Raw genomic sequence first — 17,819 nt, 5'->3', positions numbered from 1 at the left:
GCCTAATTTCCCGTGTGTGAAAGGTCCTGTGCTAGCGCCAGGCATAAGCAGAGCTAGCCTTAACCCGACTTAAGCAACCGAACGAGGGTAAGGTTTGCGTAGCTTATGAAGCTTAATTATCTTTTACAAAGCGGAGACTGTAACCCATATTTAACACGCTATAGGTTGGATCAACATTAGCGCTTTCTACAGGAGTAAAACCTGCCGCTGCTGAAGTATGAAGGCCGATTAAATAAAAAACACACTGGCTGGGTGGCTCTACTGTGTTCGTTCCTGGTGTAGAGCTCCAAAAGTAGGCAAATTCGTTAAGGAAAGGAAATTCATTTGCATAAGTAGCATTATAATAACCGGCTGGCTGGGCGTTAAAGCCTGACTTATTATCGCCTGGGATTCCCCAGCTATTTTGTGACCTCAAATGACGAGTTCCCAGCGTATCTAATCCAGTTACACCATTATTATGCACCGTGATAATTCCCTGTGATTTAATTAAAGCGACAAAATCGGCTTGCGTAGGTATGCGCCATCCCGCAGGCAAAGTAATTGACTTTAATTCTGCTAACAAATAAAATTTACCGATAGTTGCTTCGTCATTTCTTGGGCTTGCTGTTCCGCCTGGCCCGTCATAGTTTTCCGCGGTCCAGGTTTGATTACCTATAACTACGGTGCTGTAAACTTTTCCATTAATGGTAACTAGAGCCGGCTGGGGTTTTGTTTCATTCTTCTTTGAGCATGAAACAAGCGTAATGAAAAGAATAGCAGATAAGTAAAATAGTTTTCTCATTGATTAATCAGGGTTAGGTGATTGTGGCACAAGATATGGAGTAATCTAAGAATAAGCAAGCGTAAGTTATAAAAGAGCCAACTAATTAGGTTGTTTTACAAATGTTTTAAAGTGAAATAAAATATACTTATAAGTACTTGAATATAAGCCTCATATAAACATAGGCTAAGCGTCTGAAAATCCTTGTGTCGCTGGTTGGATCCCAGCTGATACCACAGAAATCTCGATTTCCCAATAGGCCCAATGTCATAACCCGCCTAGCAATAAAAATTGGGAAAAGATATTTCTAACCCATATCTTTAAACAACGTTAATACCTGGTTGGGAGAAACAAAATGACAGATTTTCGATTCATTCCGGTTACGCCGCATCCTTTGCTACGCCCGTACATCGAGAAAATGTGTGTGTTCGAAAGCGGGGGCCGTCTTCCGGCCGCGGATAGAAAACTGATCGTCCCAAATGCAAATTTTAAATTAACGCTTACCTATCGCAACGGGATAGTGGCCGGCATTGGGGACAAGACCTTTATTCAAGCTGAAAATAAACTAAGTTTAACGGGCCTGATCGATTCGCCTGTCGTCCTTGATTCGTATGAAGACGTGCAGACGGGTACGATAATCGTTGAATTCAACCCACTCGGAGCGTATCGGTTTTTCCATTTATCGTTCGCTGAGGTCAAAAATCAAATTATAGAGCTTACCGACCTGATCGGCAACTATGCAGAAGAACTTCAATCGCAACTTGCTGAAGTAAACTCCGTGATGTTGAAATTGCAGCTCCTGCAGAATTTTCTCATCAAAAGGCTGAAAAAAGCTGCGCCCGATCTAATATACGATTATTGCATCAATCGCATATCTGCCTCCCGGGGTCTCATAAGCGTGGCACAGCTTGAAAAGGAAACCGGCTACAGTTCGCGATGGCTTCATGTGAAATTTTTGGAACACATGGGTACCGGACCCAAAAATCTTTCCGAGATAGTCCGGTTCAAACAGTTTTACCAGGCATACGCTGCCGGCATCAACAATCAAAGCCTAAAGGAACACATTTACCATTATTACCACGATCAATCCCATTTCATCAGGGCATTCAAAAGGTTCACCGGTTCTACCCCGACTGATCTTCAAAACAGCACGAACGAACTTGCTACCAAGCATTATACGTTTTGACTTCCGATTTGTACAATACTTAATCCCACTGTCGCCCGACCTTTGTTTAGAAATTAAATCAATCAAAAATGGAAAAGGAAAATTTCACCAGCTGTATTTCTGCGGAAATCAGCGCCGCCGAGGCGATCAAAAGGATCAGCAATGTGCCCGGGTGGTGGGGGATAGCCTTTAGCGGTAGCTCCGAAAAGCAAAATGATCAATTTATAGTAAAGATGGGAGGAGACTCTTTCTTTGACTTTACCGTAGCGGAATTAATTCCCGGTAAAAGAGTTGTTTGGTTAATTACCGATTGCAATATGCCCTGGTATTCGGACAAAAAGGAATGGGCTAACACCAAATTAATTTTTGATCTCACCGAGAACAATGGGATAACAGATCTGAATTTTACACATGAAGGGCTTACGCCTGAAGTTGAGTGTTACAAGGACTGTGCTCCCGGTTGGACCCATTGGATCAAAACAAGCTTATTTTCGTATTTTACTACAGGACAAGGCGTTTTCCGTAAGCCGACTATTTAACAATCACATCAGCGATAAAGTGGTTAGACATTTGTGTATTAGCACCAGGAAGTCAATACGCCTGTTCTTGAAAGAAAATGGGCGTTTTCTATAGTTTAATAATATTTGCCCCTACTCTTCAATATCGATTAAAAGCGAAGTTTATTAAAAATAATGCACACAGGTGAGCAAGGACATTTTTTGAATAAACCGGTTAATGCATTTTTGCCGACATTCATGACTTTACATGAATTTAGCATAACGCAATAAAATGGATATTTACAAGCAGTTTACCTTCGACGCCGCGCATTTTTTACCAAACGTACCAGAGGGGCACAAGTGCCGGGCAATGCATGGTCATACCTATTATCTTACCGTATTTATTTCGGGTCCGGTTTTAGAAGAAGCGGGTTGGGTAATAGACTTTGGCGATGTGAAGGCAATATGTAAGCCGGTGCTGGATAGGCTTGATCATTCGCTGCTAAACGATATTCCCGGATTAGAAAACCCGACGGCGGAAAACGTGGCACGCTGGCTATGGCTGCATTTTAAGCACGCAATGCCCGGCCTTAAAAAAATAGAGTTGAAGGAAACACCGACCTCCGGGGTGATCTATGAAGGTGATTGACTATAAGCAAAGGTGCCGAATTTTTATAAAGTGCTTTAAAAACGACATTTCGGAGGTAACGTCTATTGTCAACAAAAAAGGATTTTATTGAAATTCAGTCGTAATGGCATTCAGATAAGCCTCATGGTTCGATCGCTTAAATATAATATCCCGGCATTGGTTAAATTGGATAAAGGCCTTTAACGCGTCTACTATCTTTTCTATCGTCGTTTCAGTAAGTTCTATGGCTTCAAAATGCAGGTTATGGACAATCAGCAGCTTTTGCTTCCTATCAGCCTTGGCGTCCATCCGGGCAACGAATGTGTCACCTACCAATACAGGCAGCGAAAAATAACCATATTTCCGTTTAGCCGCAGGTACAAAACATTCCACCTGGTAGTCGAAATCGAAAAAATCCCGTAACCGGTGCCGGAAGACGTTCAGGATATCAAACGGAGAAAGAATAAACGCCTCTCCAGACAATTCGATGTCTGTTTTTTGATCATGCAGCATATAAAACGGTGAAGCTTTTACGCCATCTATTACAGCCGTCAGCACTTCGCCGGCCGTTACCATTTTTTCAAGCTCCCTTTTTACTAAGTTACCCTTCACGTACCTGGCACGCCAACTTAATTCCTTGACTTGTGCAATGCCCAGCGCACCCAAGGTACGCCGAATCACGTAGCGGGCGAATTCCTCTGGCGTCGGCACTGTTATATCCGTATCTCCGGTTACAAGGTTCATAGGAAGGTCATATACTTTCTGGAATTTTTTGGTTCGGGTAATCATCAATTTGCCGTCAAGGTATAAGCGTTCAAGCGCTATTTTGGCCGGTCGCCAATCCCACCAGCCGGTGCTTGCCTCTTGCCGGTCGTTTTCGAAATCACCAACCATCAGCGGGCCTTCGCGTTCTATCCGGTCCAATACCTGTTTCATGAGTCGTCCTTCGGCCGGCATCAGCGGTTTCCTGTTGATGGAAAAGGCTTCCTTTATTGGCAGGGAAAAGCGGAAGTTGTGCATTGGAATATACCCCGCATCGGATGTGAAATATTCAAAAATGCGACCATCAGCTATTAACTCATCCAGCCAGTTTAGTTGATAATCCGGGATGCGCGCAGCCATAACATGGTGATGCGCACGCTCAACCACATAGTTCGTATCCAACTGCACAAAACCCAGGTGATCGATTAAGCGGTAAACCGCTTCGCAACCTGTTCCGAACTGTCCCCTGATAGCAAGACCTGCCGCGTGCAGAATAATTTTACGGGCTTGAGATTTGGATAGCTTGAGTGGTGCCATACCAGCAAAATAATAAATAATTTATTATTCCCGGATGAGTACTTTGTTTTAACGACTTAAAATTCTTGTGGTGCAGGTTCGATTGATACCGGAACAAAAAGTGAGATAGAACCCATTAACGAAAAGGCGCATTCAGGTCAGGATCCCGCTTTCTTCCTGATCCTTAGCAGGCCGTTAGCAGTAGTTGCATAAATAACCCCTTTTGAGTCTTGTACTAACTGAAAAATTTCATAACCGGGCGCAGTAGAATTGGCGTTGTGATAGTTTTCCCAACCATCCTTCAAATCGAACCTTACTATGCCTGATTGATCGGTACCTATCCATAAAACATGTTCAAACTTGTCGTATAATAAATTATTAACATGGTTTGACGGCATTCCGGAATTCTTATCGTTATAATGAAACCAGTTGCCTTTAGTATTCATCACTGCAATGCCCTCTTTATCATCATCGGCAGAGAGTTTATTGAAATCAACCAATGAGAAATAAAGGTTGCCCTTTTCATCCTCCACTGCCCCTGAAATACACATATTTTTTAACGGCGTGTTTGTTTTATTAAATGCCGTTACAAAAAAGTCTTTATCAATCATGATGCTGCCCTTTGATGTGCCTATCCATAAGCGTTTGCGGATATCAACATAGGCGTAGGAGATATCGTTTGAGGGTAGCTGCGGGATGTTTTTTTTGTTTAATAATGCCACCTTATCATTTCTGACCGCCACAAGGCCATCATTGGTGGTAAAAAGAAGCTTGCCGTTACTGCTGTTTAAAATATGGGTAACGCCGGCATCCAGGAACTTTTTAAAGTCGTAGATCTGCCATTTATCATCAGTGCACTTATAGATCTTATTGTCAACATACACCCATTTGTTATTGTCCTTATCCGTGGTTATTCCTCCTATAGCTGTTTGCCCTGTAAATGGCGAGTTAAATTCATTAACAGGACCGAAGTTTTCACCGTCAAACCGGGTTAGTCCTTTGGCGGTTGCATACCACAGCACATCAGATTTATCCACCGTGCATGACAGGCTTATATTATCCGGAAGCGGGGAGTTGTATTTGGTCCACACCGTGAAATCGTATGTTTTTAACGATGGATTAGCATAAACAGTTTTATTGTAAACAATTGGATCACCGGGCGGCTTTAATTGGGTCAGGTCTATTCTTTGGATCTGGGCCGACATCCTGCCATAGGCAATATGAAAAACCACGATCACACATGAAGTTACAATTTTGCCGTTCACCCGGGCCGGTTTCCATACAAAGCCATTCAGATACCGGATCAAGTCGGCTGTCAGCGGGCTGTTAGTAACGTCGGTGTGGCTAAGTACGCAGCCAAACCCAGTAGGATCAACCAAAACCTGGAAGCTTAACGAGCCATTGAAATCACCCAACATGTATTTACGCTGGGTTTTTTCGGCGATATTGTCCAGGATAATCTGGTCGCAGGTTGCTTTTGGATCGCCGCAGTCCATGCAATAGTTTGAAGTATTGCATACGTCTATCTTTTCAAGGAAAAGATTTTGGGCTGAAAGTCCTGCCGGTAAAAGCAAGATAAGCAGGATGATGAGCGAAAGCTTAGAGATTTGGGGTGGAGTTGCTACTGCTGACATTAAGTTTATAAATTAAAGAAAGCAAATTCAAAACACCAAATGATTGATAGTTAAAATTAGTTAAATATAACACCATGCGTGCAGGCTTATTTAATCAATAGCGAATAAACGCTTTTATTGTGGAAAATTGTTAAGTATTTAATGAAAAAGAAAGATGATTTAACAGCGAAACAGCCGTGCTAAACGGGCGTAGGTATATTGTGGGGTACTAAGCTGAAAAAGAAAATAGCGATTTATTTTAAATATTATAGCCAGTACCAGCAATTAGGAGGTATGAGTCGGCCATTATCTGATATCTTCCCAATTCATATAATTGCTCTTAATGAAATTTATACCGAAGTACAAACGTAACTTAGATGTACTTACAATTTTTTTTTGTAAAATTCTCTAGGGCTTAATTTCCCAATTCCAAATTAGATTATTGGTGCCCGTTACAGGAGCCGTATTATAGTGAATGTAAATATTGGTTGTGTCAATATCGACCCACGAAATATTTGCAGCTGCTGCGCTCCTCCCGGTAACATTTACATATGAGGCAGAAGAAACTCCGGATAGGCCATGTGCTACAGTAAATGTGATGATCGTTCCATTCCCGCTTTGAGTACTTGATCCAAATTTTTCCAGTTGAGGACCAATTCCATTGGCGGGTGTAATCTGACAATACCAACTTGTTCCATCGAAAACAGCGGTTAATATGTCTCCGGAGTTGGCTGTGTAATTACTGGCATATCCTTTAAGGTTAGTCGCACCAGTAAATTGGAAAATTGTCATGCTATCCATTACCTGCACGATGATCCGCTTGCCGGCATAGGCGTTATGAAAGTTATTGATCATGGTGGATACACCATTCGAGGTGGCGTAATAGATACTGGTTGACACATCGGGCGTAGTAATATTTGTGGGAATTTTAACAAACACTACCGACCTGGATTCAAAAGTATTCAGATTTGCTGAAGTTGAGTTGTTTATAATCGTGGTGCCATCCAATATCACATTCCCGTAATAGCGATTGAATGACACCCCGTTTAGCTGGGACGGAATTCCTTGAAGGTCAAATTTGACGATTTGAAAAGTTGCACCAGTTACATTGCTGGGTAGCTGGTTAACCAGGTAATATTGAGTCGCTGTCTTCGCCTGCAATATTTGGGCCCAGGTTGTACCATTAATAAGAATCCAGTAATGGGCGTCTATCTCAGCCGGAAAGTTTGTGCCTGTTCCGTTGATCAAACTCGTAACTCCTGATCCGATCACCTGATTCGCAGAAGTAATCGTCCCTGTTCCTGCGATCAGGGGTAACGTGAGGCTTCCTGCCAGCGGACTACCATCGCCAAGTGTTAGTGGTTTGATGTTGAAGATGTCGGTCGAGCCGTAATTCAATGAGGAGATTTGTACTATAAGGTCAGGGCTGGAAGCGCCCGAAATAATATTTAACAGCTTGATCTTTTGATTATAATTGAATTTTTCGCCCTGACTTGTAATAGTTAACTGATTAATAGCTGATAGGGAAGTGAAGTTGCCGGTCATCGAACCTAGTTTTGAATAAGTTACGTTCTGATCGTCGGTAATTGTACCGCCATTAATGTAAACATCACCCTGAGGATTATCAACTATGACAAACTCATTGCCGGCAATTGGGTATGTCGTTCCCCAGGTTCCTGCTATCGTAAAGGTATTTGTAGTATTCGATGTAATAAGTTGATAAGGATTTGTTGTGCCGCCAGTAGTGACAAATAGATAATAACCTGCCCAGGCATTGGCCACCACGGTTGTGTCAATACTGATCGAAGTGTCCGTAACTGTGCTGGTTATCAACTTCAAATTATAGGCATTGCCGATCCCAATATTGTTATTTACTAGTCGGGGATTGATAATCTTGTTATTTTGACCCCCAAAAATCACAAACCCGAGAGCTATACATTGTTTTGCTGAACAATTAATAAATTCGTTGCTTTCAATGTATTCAACAATATTTGATTGCCACCAACCGGTTTGCACACCACCCTGTACCTGGCATAACCTGAAGCCATAAGTATTGCCAATAGTTTCGCAATTAATGAACTTGTTAAAACTTGCTGCTACTCTAATGCCCGTAAAGCCGCCAATGATACGAATATTAGAGAAAGTATTGTTACTCGCCAATGCCCTGTCGCGCACCTGGTAGCCGCTGTAGCTTGCTGGCACCAGTCCTCCGGTTACGGCGGTCTCCAGCACATGTATACCTTCGGTTCCGCCTATAGTATTGTTGATGACTGTGCCGTCAAGCACTATATCATCATAGATACAATTTCTACAGCCTTGTACCTCCAGGCCAGTACTATAGTTCCACCCCTTTATTGTAACTCCGGTTATTACACAATTAATAGAACCATCGTCCGGAATTGGCAGGCCAGTTTTTACTGTTGATAAAAAGCCACTCATCAGTACATTTTGTAAAAGGCCGTTACTATTCCCCCCTAGCGTAATTCCGCTGATAGCCAGCGAAGGCGCTGTCGAGCTAGCATTAACGTTGAAAATATTTACACTATTTATTTTATAACCATCACAATAAAATAAGTCCAGGCAATGGGGATAAACCATCGTATAGTTAAACGTAGGGCTTTGAAGTGTGTAATTATTAATAACAATTTGATTGCAACGAATAAACGTAGCACCATGGCCGACATTTATACCAGTAAAATCGGATATGACCAGGTTGTTGCAATTCTGAGCAAAAATGCAATCGTATATACTTTTCATCAGGGTTATATTCTCAATGGCACAATCATCTCCCAATATGTAAATTCCATAGTTTATATTTGCGTAATCACTTACAGTTGAATCACAACTGATAACACCGCCCCCGGTTAATGTGGATCCGCTTGCCATTTCTACCACACCGACCGTCCCTGCTGTTACATAAGTTTTTTGATTCAAAACCGCTTGTGGCGTAATGATCAATGTGGTATTTGTCGGAATAACAATGTTAGATATGTTATAGATACCGGCCGTAATCTCTACGGTATTAAAATGAGTCAGTGCGTTATTGATCGCAGCCGTATCATCATGTACACCATCGCCCAACGCGCCAAACCATTTCACATTGACGTATTCGGAATAAAGACGCACCCAGGCGCCGGAGCCTGAGATTACGAAAATGGTGGCGTTATCCGTACCTATTGTTACAGCCGGATCCCAGAAAAAGGTACCCTGTCCGCCGTCTCCGGTAGTGGTGCTCCCCTGAACAAAAATAAATTCGTTACCTGTAGTATAAGCATAGGTACTTAACGCGATGTAATTTGCTATAGTTGTCATATATTGAAGGTGAAGGATTTGTGGGTTAATTTACTTTTATTAATGTTAAATAAAAATATTTAATGGATAAATTATTGTTAAAAGTTGGTCGAGGCGCTTGTCTGGTGGGAGTATAAATGATGATGCTGCAAAATCGGTTCGGTTTGTAAGGGATCTTTAATTTTATTGCATTATACACTAATTCATGTAGTGTACTTATTGAAATTGCGGCTCGTGAACGCACTTGTTTTTCCTGACTAAATGTTAGCAAGTTCTATATAAATCAGTTTCGGAGGTTTAAATAAATATTGAGAAAAACTTTTTTATTTGAAATAATTAGTGTTATTTCAACACTTATTATAAACCAGTTGAGTAAGGATAATTACCCCGCATCTTATTAGTATACTCGTAAAGAGGTATTTTGGAGAAACGCGGGCCGTGATCCTATTATGGACAATATTTAAATCGATGAAGCAATGTCTTGTATAACCATTCGCAATATTTTTATTTTCATCTTAACGTTTAATTTTTGTGCAGCATTAAATGCGCAGAATAAAAGCGTTGCCCAAACCCCGCCAATGGGCTGGAACAGCTATAATTGCTTTGGTTCGGCAGTGCATGAGAATGAAGTAAGGGCCAATGCCGGTTACATGGCAAAAAACCTTAAGCAATACGGCTGGCAATATATTGTAGTCGATTTTTTATGGTCGTATGATAATCCGCCGGGCAGCAATATTGGGAACCCTTTTCAAAAGAACCTGGAGGATGGCTCGTTTGTGCCATGGCTGGCCATGGATAAATGGGGGCGTTTAACGCCGCATGTCAATAAATTTCCATCAGCATTTGGCGGAAAGGGGTTTAAGCCGCTGGCTGCATATGTACATTCCCTTGGCCTTAAATTCGGCATCCACGTAATGCGCGGAATCCCCCGGCAGGCGGTTTGGGCAAAGTCGCCGGTATTGGGTGCAAAAGGTATTACTGCCGATATGATAGCGGATACCAGTTCAAAATGTCCATGGATGAACCATATGTACGGCCTGGATATGGCAAAGCCAGGCGCACAGGAGTACCTGAACTCCATATTAAATCTCTATGCACAATGGGGTGTTGATTTTATTAAGGTAGACGACCTTTCAAGGCCTTACAGCGCTGCTGAAATTGAAGGTTATAAAAAAGCCATTGACCAATGCGGAAGACCAATAGTTTTCAGTACATCGCCGGGAGCCACACCGGTTAATAAGGCCGATCACATAAAGCAGCACGCAAATATGTGGCGCATGGCCGATGATTTTTGGGACGAATGGAAGGCTGTTTTGCAAATGTTTGACTATGCTAAGGAATGGGAAGGTACAGGTGGCCCCGGCCATTGGCCCGATTGCGATATGATCCAAATAGGTAAGCTATCCAAACGGGGCCCGGTTGGTAAGGAGCGCTATAGCCGGTTTACCAGGGATGAGGAATATACACACATGACGTTTTGGAGCATTTACCGCTCACCCTTAATGCTTGGCGGCAATTTACCCGAGAACCGTGAGCAGGAATTAAAACTGTTTACCAATAGTGAAGTACTTGCTGTTAATCAGCATGGAACAAATCCGCGTCAACTTTATAAAACTCAAAATGCAATGGCGTGGTATTCACATGTGCCTGGTAGCAAAGATCTGTACGTGGCCCTTTTTAATCTGGGTGATGCGCAGCAAAATGTGAGTGTTGATTTTTCAGCCCTCGGATTAAAGGGAAAAATAGCAGTGCGTGATCTTTGGGCGAAGCAGGATTTGGGGGTATTTGATCAGCAATATCAACAAAAAATTAATACACATGGCGCGGCCCTGCTAAGGGTGTCGGAAAAAGCGAGATAATAAGATGAAAAAGTATTTTTTAGCAGTTTGTATTGCGGGCACCAGCCTTTTGGCCAATGCCCAGCAAAATAAAGAATCGGGTACTTATGTTATTGATCTCAATAATGTAAAGGCCCATATTCAGCCCACGATGTACGGGATATTTTTCGAGGACATCAATATGGCAGCCGACGGTGGTTTATATGCGGAATTGGTGAAGAACCGGTCGTTTGAATTCGGTACGAGCCTTATGGGGTGGACGGAAATTAAAAAGGATAATGGAAGCGGCGAAGTACAGGTAATAGACAGGGCCGCTGAACGTCCTGAAAATCCACATTTTATTACGTTAAGTGTTAACTCGGACAATGGGTATTACGGTTTGTCGAACGAGGGATTTAGGGGAATGGGGATTAAGAACGGTGAAAATTATAACTTTTCGGTACTGGCGAGGCAACATGTCGGCAGCAAAGTGAAACTGCATATTGAACTGGTAAATGAGATGGGGGAGGTTTTGGGAAAAACAACGTTAAGCCCGGATGCACCCAATTGGAAAAAATACCAGGCTAGCCTTCAATCCCACGGTACGGCCAATAAAGCGCGCTTAAATGTGTGGGCGCAATACATCGGGTCGATAGACCTGGATATGGTTTCGCTTTTCCCGGAACATACCTGGAAAAACCGGGCAAACGGCTTGCGTGCAGATATGGTACAAAAGCTGGCCGATATGAAGCCTGGTTTTATACGCTTCCCCGGCGGCTGCATTGTAGAGGGGCGTGATTTGTTGAATCGTTACCAATGGAAGAAGACTATTGGTGATATCGATAAGCGTGAATTGATTATAAATCGTTGGAACACCGAGTTTAAAAGTCGGTCGACCCCCGATTATTACCAGAGTTTCGGACTTGGCTTCCTGGAGTATTTTCAATTGGCCGAAGACATTGGCGCCGAGCCTTTGCCCATATTAAATTGCGGTATGGCCTGCCAGTTTAACACGGCGCAAACCGTGCCATTGGATCAGCTGGATCCTTATGTACAGGACGCGCTCGACCTGATAGAATTTGCCAATGGATCGACAAATACCACCTGGGGTAAATTGCGCGCCAGTCTGGGCCATCCTGCGCCATTTAACCTGAAGATGATGGGGGTTGGTAACGAACAATGGGGAGATGAATACATACCCCGCTGGAAAATTTTTGTAAAGGCCATAAAAGATAAATACCCCTATATGAAACTGGTATCAAGCGTGGGCCCGGATCCGGACGGACCAAAGTTTGATTTTTTGAATAGTACATTCAGGGGATTGCATGCCGATATACTTGATGAACACTATTATCGTTCACCACGGTGGTTTTTAGATAACGCAAAGCGTTACGATAATTACGACAGAAAGGGCCCCAAAATATTTGCCGGTGAATATGCAGCTCATAACACGGCAGCTGCCAGTCCCGATAGAAATAGCTGGCAATGTGCAATGTCTGAAGCGGCTTTTATGACCGGCCTGGAGCGTAATGCCGATGTTGTAAGCATGGCATCGTACGCGCCGCTATTTGCACATGTGGAAGGCTGGCAATGGACACCAGACCTGATCTGGTTTAACAACCTTGGTTCATACGGTACTCCCAATTATTATGTGCAAAAATTATATTCTCTAAATAAGGGAACCGACGTTGTACCTCTAAGCTTAAATAATGCAAATGTAGCGGGGCAGGATGGCGCTTATGCAACTGCGGTGATTGATAAAAGATCAAATGAACTGATCATTAAGTTTGTAAACACATTGGGCGAGGGCCGCAAGATAAGTTTTACTGTTAGCGGCCGCAAGCATCTAAAATCTACAGCAACCGTTATAACATTGCAAAACGATAATTTGGATGCGGTAAATTCATTTGAAAAACCTGCTGCTATTTCCCCTAAGGAACAAACGCTTAAAACAATGGGTAATAAGATAACTATCGCGGTAAAACGTTATTCACTTAATATTATTAAGGTTAAGCTAATCTAACAACTGAGGGCCGATGAAAAAGATAGTTGCAAAGGGTGCATCTCAAATTGTAGCGCCCTGGTTTTTTGGCTAAAGCCCTTGTTAGATTACTTATATTCCGTCCCTTAAAAGGGACGGCAATGAAATAGTTAGTTTTTGTTTTATTGCCGTCGGTTTTAACCGACGGATTAGAGAACAAAACGAAAGTCGGCTTTAGCCAAATTTAGCACGAAGCATAACCGGAAATATCGTATTTAAACGATAATTGAATTGCACCTTTTGCAACTAGGGTTGTCCCTTTGTTTTTCCTGGCCGCGATCAATCGTTGCATAGTAGGTATAATCCGGGTACTAATAGCCAATTTTCAGCAATTTTAATTGCCGGGCAATCCTAATTTTATGTCCTGCAAATATCCTATCAATTTAAAATGAAAAGACACGTTTTCTTCCTGGTTTGTGGTATAGTAATACTGAATAATCATAAAATAGCTGGACAATCATATGTTCCGGAACTGAATGATAACAGGATTGCCATCAAGCCAAAAGTCGCGATAAAGGCATATTCATTTGATTTAAAGGACGTGCGGTTGTTAGATGGCCCATTCAAAAAGGCGATGGAAAAAGACTCCGCCTATCTTTTATCAATTGAACCGGACCGTTTATTGTCCGGCTTTCGGTCCCATTCCGGCTTAAAGCCAAAAGGCGCATTGTACGAGGGGTGGGAATCCTCCGGGCTGGCGGGTCATACCTTAGGGCATTATTTGTCAGCAATTTCTATGGAATATGCGTCTTCCCGCAGCCCTGAGTTTTTGAAAAGGGTGAATTACATTGTAGATGAATTAAGTACTTGCCAGGCAGCCCGTAAAACCGGTTATATTGGCGCAATACCAAAAGAAGATACCATTTGGACAGAAGTAAAAAATGGTACCATTCGTTCAGGAGGTTTTGATTTGAACGGTGGATGGTCGCCATGGTATACGGTACATAAAATTATGGCCGGCCTGTTGGACGCATATTTATACACCGGTAACAAAAAGGCGCTCAAGGTTTGCGAAGGTATGGGCGACTGGACAGGCGAGACGATTAAGAATCTTAACGATGATCAATTGCAGAAAATGCTGCTTTGCGAATATGGCGGGATGGCCGAAACAATGGCAAACTTATATGCAATAACAGGGAACGAATCCTATTTGCGCACGTCTCTCAAGTTTTATGATAAACGGATATTAGATCCCATCGCCCGGGGTGAGGATATTTTAGCAGGAAAACATTCCAATACGCAAATTCCTAAAATAATTGCCAGCGCAAGAAGATATGAGCTAACCGGCGACTTAAACGATAAAAATATCTCTGTAAATTTTTGGAATATCATTACAAAGGATCATTCCTATGCTACGGGCGGAAATAGTAATTATGAGTATTTGAGTGAACCAGGTAAGTTAAACGACAGGCTTACGGAAAATACTACCGAAACCTGCAACACCTACAATATGCTGAAGCTAACAAGGCATTTGTTTTCTGTGACTCCGTCTGCATCATTGATGGACTTTTATGAAAAGGCTTTATACAATCATATTCTTGCGTCGCAAAATCATGAAGACGGAATGATGTGTTATTTCGTGCCGTTGCGGATGGGTGGCAAAAAGGAATACAGCACACCATTTACCACTTTTACCTGCTGTGTTGGGTCGGGAATGGAAAATCATGTAAAGTATAATGAAAGTATTTATTTCCGCGGAGCTGATGGCAGCTTATATGTGAATCTCCTCATTCCATCAACATTAAACTGGACTGAGAAGGGCGCTAAAATAACGCTTACAAATAAACTGCCTTCGGAAGATGCAACGCTCCTTACCGTTAACCTGGCAAATCCCCGCATTTTTACAATACGGCTGCGCAAGCCAAAATGGGCCGAAAATTGTACCGTAAAAATTAATGGTAAAACAGAACAGGTAATTGTTGACTCGGAAGGCTATTTCTCAATTAATCGCAAATGGGCGAACAATGACCGGATAACATACACAACGCCGGAAAATATTTACACCGAAGGCATGCCCGACAATGCAAGCCGCAAGGCCATATTTTATGGCCCGGTATTATTGGCCGGCGTATTAGGTAAAACAGAGCCCGATCCGTTAAAGGGAATCCCGGTTTTTGTTACCAATGAAAAAGATCCAAATAAATGGCTGCAAATGGTTAACAAGGCCGACCTGGAATTTAACAGCATCAATATTTCGCAGCCAACGGAAGTTAAGCTCATCCCATTCAATGAAACCAAAGACGAATATTATTCCGTTTACTGGGATGTTTTTACACCGGAAGCATGGTCTGTACAGAAAATTAAGTATGAAGAGGAAAAAAGGCGGGAAAAGGAAATAGAGGATCACACCACCGACATTATCCGTTTAGGAGAGATGCAGCCGGAGCGGGATCATAACCTTAAAGGCGAGAATGAAACTACCGGTGAGGATCACCAAAAGAAGTGGCGGGCTACAGAAAACGGTGGATTCCTGAGTTTTGATATGAACGTTTCTTCATCCGGGCACAATACGCTTATTGATACCTACTGGGGAACAGATAACAGGGGCAGGGTGTTCGACATTTATGTCGACGGTATAAAATTGGCCACCGAAAATTTGGATAAGTATAAAGAAAGTAAGTTTTACAATATTTCGTACGAAATTCCTATCGAATTAACCAAAGGCAAATCAAAGGTGACTATTAAGTTTATTCCAAAACCTCAAAACAGCGTTGGCCCGATTTATGGCAGCCGGATGGTAAAAGACTAGTTGACGCGGCTTATAGCTTGATAAGTAAATACTCCGGATTCAAATGAAATCGTTCGCGTAAGCGTGGATTGCATTGCCGGTTCAATGGCCCGAAAGCCCGGCACAATGATTTCTCCCCATTTCTTTAACAACCTCTCCATGGACGCGGCGCCTGGTATGGTGTTTGCAAAGTATTGATCCTTGTAATTTAATTCCTGTAATTCAATAAGTTATAGTGCTTTTATGCACCTGGAATAACTAATTGCAGTGCAGCGCCGTCCCCAATCCGGGGAATTAGCCGGTGCGTCTCCAAATTTCCAATACGTATAAATACCTGTTTTAAAAACAGGTATTTATACTCTTATATCCGGCCGATTTGTTCCCTTACTTTGAGATATCAAACGAAGCTTCATTGATAAAAATGGCGAAACCGAAAAGCCAGAAACAGAGTAGGAAAAAATTTAAATCGTATTGAATTTTAGTATGTGTAACAGTTTTTAACAACGCTCTTTGTTTTACAAGACCCGCATTGTTAATGGCTTTAGCCTTCAGAAATTCTTTAAAATTATCACATTAAAAATCTATAAAAATGGCAACTCCGCAAATTAATATCATCAACAACACTGTCGATAACGACAGCTTGAATTTAGCGATCTACCAAAAGTTTTCGGCAACTCCTAACCTAACGGTAGCAGCATGGCGTACAGCTTCGCCAAGTGTGGGAACCACAGCCTACGTGCCTATTCCTGACAATTATGCTGTACACGTTATTTATCCGCAGGACGGGATCAGCTACAAGACCCAATGTTTGGGCATCACCGACTATGAAGGATCATACCAGGTATCAAAGGACGGCAACGACATAACGTTAAGCGCATCAACTACCGATTTTCCTGATAACCAGGTATTGGTTTCAGTTGCAAAGAAGGTGGCCCAGGCTGTTGATGTTTGCATCACACTTGGAGGCGATGTTGTTTATCCTCCGCAAACTACTTCTCCCGGCGATTCGCAGGACTTTAGCATTATCCCTACACTTTACCTTGCAAAGGTTAAACCTGAGGTAGTTAAGGGTGGTGTTTTAGTAGCCGAAGAACTGTCAACATCTGAAGTTGCTATACAACCCGGCCAAACAGCCTACGTAACCGGCGACATTAACACCGGTTATACCATAACCGTGAAGAACGGCTTGTATACTGCACCTTGCGGTAATTAATAATTAACAAATACTTAAACCTAAATCGCCTGTATGGGAATTTACCCCTCCCTGATTAATATATTTCGAAGCGCACTGAGGTAATCATTTTACCTGCTACTCCGATACCCAGATCCCATACAGGCGATTTTTTAATCCTTAAAAAATGTCGTACATATACGTTATCAATGAATCTGACGACCCGCAAACCAGCATAGCCCTATACCGCAAGGTAGACGATGTGATGAGCATCAGTGTTAATGCGTGGATGACTGCCTATATCCCGATCGGGTCAAAAGCAAGGTTCAATATTGGCAGTACTTACGGGATCTTCATTTCTTATACTTCAGCAGGAGGAAATATCATGTACGAATCGGCAATACTTCCGATTACCGACGGAGAGGGTTCCTTCAGAGTTACTAAATCGGGCAGTGAAATTAATTTAATTGCTGTTGACTCGCCCGAAATAGCAAATGAAGTTATTGTGGAGGTGGACAAAAAAGTCGGCAGGCTTATCTACATCAATGTTATCCGTAACAACCAGATCTACTACTCACTGCCAACATCGCCGGGCTATTCGCAGGAGTTCATTGTTCAAAATGACCTTTTTATAAGCAAGGTAAGGCCCGAAGTGGTACAAGGCAGTGTTCTTGTAGCGCGGGAGATCCTGATCCCTCCAAGCGTAATACAGGCCGGAGAAACAGCGGTGCTAACAGGTGACGTAAACACAGGATATGATTTTACCATAAGGAAGGAAGCTTATTCCGATTTTATTTACCTGCCATAACCAGGCCTTTAACCTTAATCAA

Annotated in this window: 12 protein-coding genes; 8 read left to right on the top strand and 4 right to left on the bottom strand. The window is 42.4% G+C overall.

Features of this window, described 5'->3' with window-relative positions; translation table 11 throughout:
- Window positions 1-112 precede the first annotated feature (112 nt).
- On the bottom strand, window positions 113-781 hold the full coding sequence (locus KXD93_RS10840; RefSeq protein WP_258137114.1) for an FISUMP domain-containing protein: 669 nt from the start codon (window positions 779-781) through the stop codon (window positions 113-115).
- 334 nt (window positions 782-1,115) lie between these two features.
- On the opposite strand from KXD93_RS10840, the gene KXD93_RS10835 reads away from it, so the two are divergent.
- From KXD93_RS10835 to queD, 3 genes are all read left to right on the top strand, one after another.
- Window positions 1,116-1,946: a helix-turn-helix domain-containing protein gene (locus KXD93_RS10835; RefSeq protein ID WP_258137113.1), complete on the top strand. Its 831-nt coding sequence runs from the start codon at window positions 1,116-1,118 to the stop codon at window positions 1,944-1,946.
- Window positions 1,947-2,014: 68 nt separating this feature from the next.
- Complete coding sequence (locus KXD93_RS10830) at window positions 2,015-2,464, top strand: SRPBCC family protein (RefSeq protein WP_258137112.1); 450 nt, start codon at window positions 2,015-2,017, stop codon at window positions 2,462-2,464.
- A 250-nt stretch (window positions 2,465-2,714) separates the two neighbouring features.
- The gene (gene queD, locus KXD93_RS10825) at window positions 2,715-3,071 is read left to right on the top strand and encodes a 6-carboxytetrahydropterin synthase QueD (protein WP_258137111.1); all 357 of its coding nucleotides are present in this window, start codon (window positions 2,715-2,717) and stop codon (window positions 3,069-3,071) included.
- A gap of 84 nt (window positions 3,072-3,155) precedes the next feature.
- On the opposite strand, the gene KXD93_RS10820 is transcribed toward queD, so the two are convergent.
- The 3 genes from KXD93_RS10820 to KXD93_RS10810 form a co-directional block, all read right to left on the bottom strand.
- Complete coding sequence (locus KXD93_RS10820) at window positions 3,156-4,349, bottom strand: winged helix-turn-helix domain-containing protein (RefSeq protein WP_258137110.1); 1,194 nt, start codon at window positions 4,347-4,349, stop codon at window positions 3,156-3,158.
- A gap of 137 nt (window positions 4,350-4,486) precedes the next feature.
- Window positions 4,487-5,962 carry a ligand-binding sensor domain-containing protein gene (locus KXD93_RS10815; RefSeq protein WP_258137109.1) on the bottom strand — a complete coding sequence of 492 codons (1,476 nt, stop codon included), beginning with the start codon at window positions 5,960-5,962 and terminating at the stop codon, window positions 4,487-4,489.
- Between the two features lie 387 nt (window positions 5,963-6,349).
- Complete coding sequence (locus KXD93_RS10810) at window positions 6,350-9,253, bottom strand: putative phage tail protein (protein WP_258137108.1); 2,904 nt, start codon at window positions 9,251-9,253, stop codon at window positions 6,350-6,352.
- Between the two features lie 455 nt (window positions 9,254-9,708).
- Here KXD93_RS10810 and KXD93_RS10805 point away from each other — a divergent pair, with 455 nt between their 5' ends.
- From KXD93_RS10805 to KXD93_RS10785, 5 genes are all read left to right on the top strand, one after another.
- Window positions 9,709-11,091: a glycoside hydrolase family 27 protein gene (locus tag KXD93_RS10805; RefSeq protein WP_258137107.1), complete on the top strand. Its 1,383-nt coding sequence runs from the start codon at window positions 9,709-9,711 to the stop codon at window positions 11,089-11,091.
- 4 nt (window positions 11,092-11,095) lie between these two features.
- On the top strand, window positions 11,096-13,072 hold the full coding sequence (locus tag KXD93_RS10800; RefSeq protein ID WP_258137106.1) for an alpha-L-arabinofuranosidase family protein: 1,977 nt from the start codon (window positions 11,096-11,098) through the stop codon (window positions 13,070-13,072).
- 406 nt (window positions 13,073-13,478) lie between these two features.
- Entirely contained in the window at window positions 13,479-15,839 is a 2,361-nt protein-coding gene (locus KXD93_RS10795; RefSeq protein ID WP_258137105.1) for a glycoside hydrolase family 127 protein, read from the top strand.
- Between the two features lie 568 nt (window positions 15,840-16,407).
- On the top strand, window positions 16,408-17,031 hold the full coding sequence (locus KXD93_RS10790) for a hypothetical protein (protein ID WP_258137104.1): 624 nt from the start codon (window positions 16,408-16,410) through the stop codon (window positions 17,029-17,031).
- Between the two features lie 145 nt (window positions 17,032-17,176).
- Window positions 17,177-17,797: a hypothetical protein gene (locus tag KXD93_RS10785; RefSeq protein WP_258137103.1), complete on the top strand. Its 621-nt coding sequence runs from the start codon at window positions 17,177-17,179 to the stop codon at window positions 17,795-17,797.
- Window positions 17,798-17,819: the final 22 nt, after the last annotated feature.

It is taken from the genome of Mucilaginibacter phenanthrenivorans, assembly GCF_024721155.1.
GTDB lineage: Bacteria > Bacteroidota > Bacteroidia > Sphingobacteriales > Sphingobacteriaceae > Mucilaginibacter > Mucilaginibacter phenanthrenivorans.
Note: the sequence above shows the minus strand (reverse complement) of the source record. Positions and strands in the feature narration are given on the sequence as shown.

What these genes read in the sequence shown, in the direction of transcription:
- KXD93_RS10840 (WP_258137114.1), bottom strand. Translation starts at nt 781, where the DNA reads ATGAGAAAACTATTTTACTTATCTGCTATTCTTTTCATTACGCTTGTT.
- KXD93_RS10835 (WP_258137113.1), top strand. Translation starts at nt 1,116, where the DNA reads ATGACAGATTTTCGATTCATTCCGGTTACGCCGCATCCTTTGCTACGC.
- KXD93_RS10830 (WP_258137112.1), top strand. Translation starts at nt 2,015, where the DNA reads ATGGAAAAGGAAAATTTCACCAGCTGTATTTCTGCGGAAATCAGCGCC.
- queD (WP_258137111.1), top strand. Translation starts at nt 2,715, where the DNA reads ATGGATATTTACAAGCAGTTTACCTTCGACGCCGCGCATTTTTTACCA.
- KXD93_RS10820 (WP_258137110.1), bottom strand. Translation starts at nt 4,349, where the DNA reads ATGGCACCACTCAAGCTATCCAAATCTCAAGCCCGTAAAATTATTCTG.
- KXD93_RS10815 (WP_258137109.1), bottom strand. Translation starts at nt 5,962, where the DNA reads ATGTCAGCAGTAGCAACTCCACCCCAAATCTCTAAGCTTTCGCTCATC.
- KXD93_RS10810 (WP_258137108.1), bottom strand. Translation starts at nt 9,253, where the DNA reads ATGACAACTATAGCAAATTACATCGCGTTAAGTACCTATGCTTATACT.
- KXD93_RS10805 (WP_258137107.1), top strand. Translation starts at nt 9,709, where the DNA reads ATGTCTTGTATAACCATTCGCAATATTTTTATTTTCATCTTAACGTTT.
- KXD93_RS10800 (WP_258137106.1), top strand. Translation starts at nt 11,096, where the DNA reads ATGAAAAAGTATTTTTTAGCAGTTTGTATTGCGGGCACCAGCCTTTTG.
- KXD93_RS10795 (WP_258137105.1), top strand. Translation starts at nt 13,479, where the DNA reads ATGAAAAGACACGTTTTCTTCCTGGTTTGTGGTATAGTAATACTGAAT.
- KXD93_RS10790 (WP_258137104.1), top strand. Translation starts at nt 16,408, where the DNA reads ATGGCAACTCCGCAAATTAATATCATCAACAACACTGTCGATAACGAC.
- KXD93_RS10785 (WP_258137103.1), top strand. Translation starts at nt 17,177, where the DNA reads ATGTCGTACATATACGTTATCAATGAATCTGACGACCCGCAAACCAGC.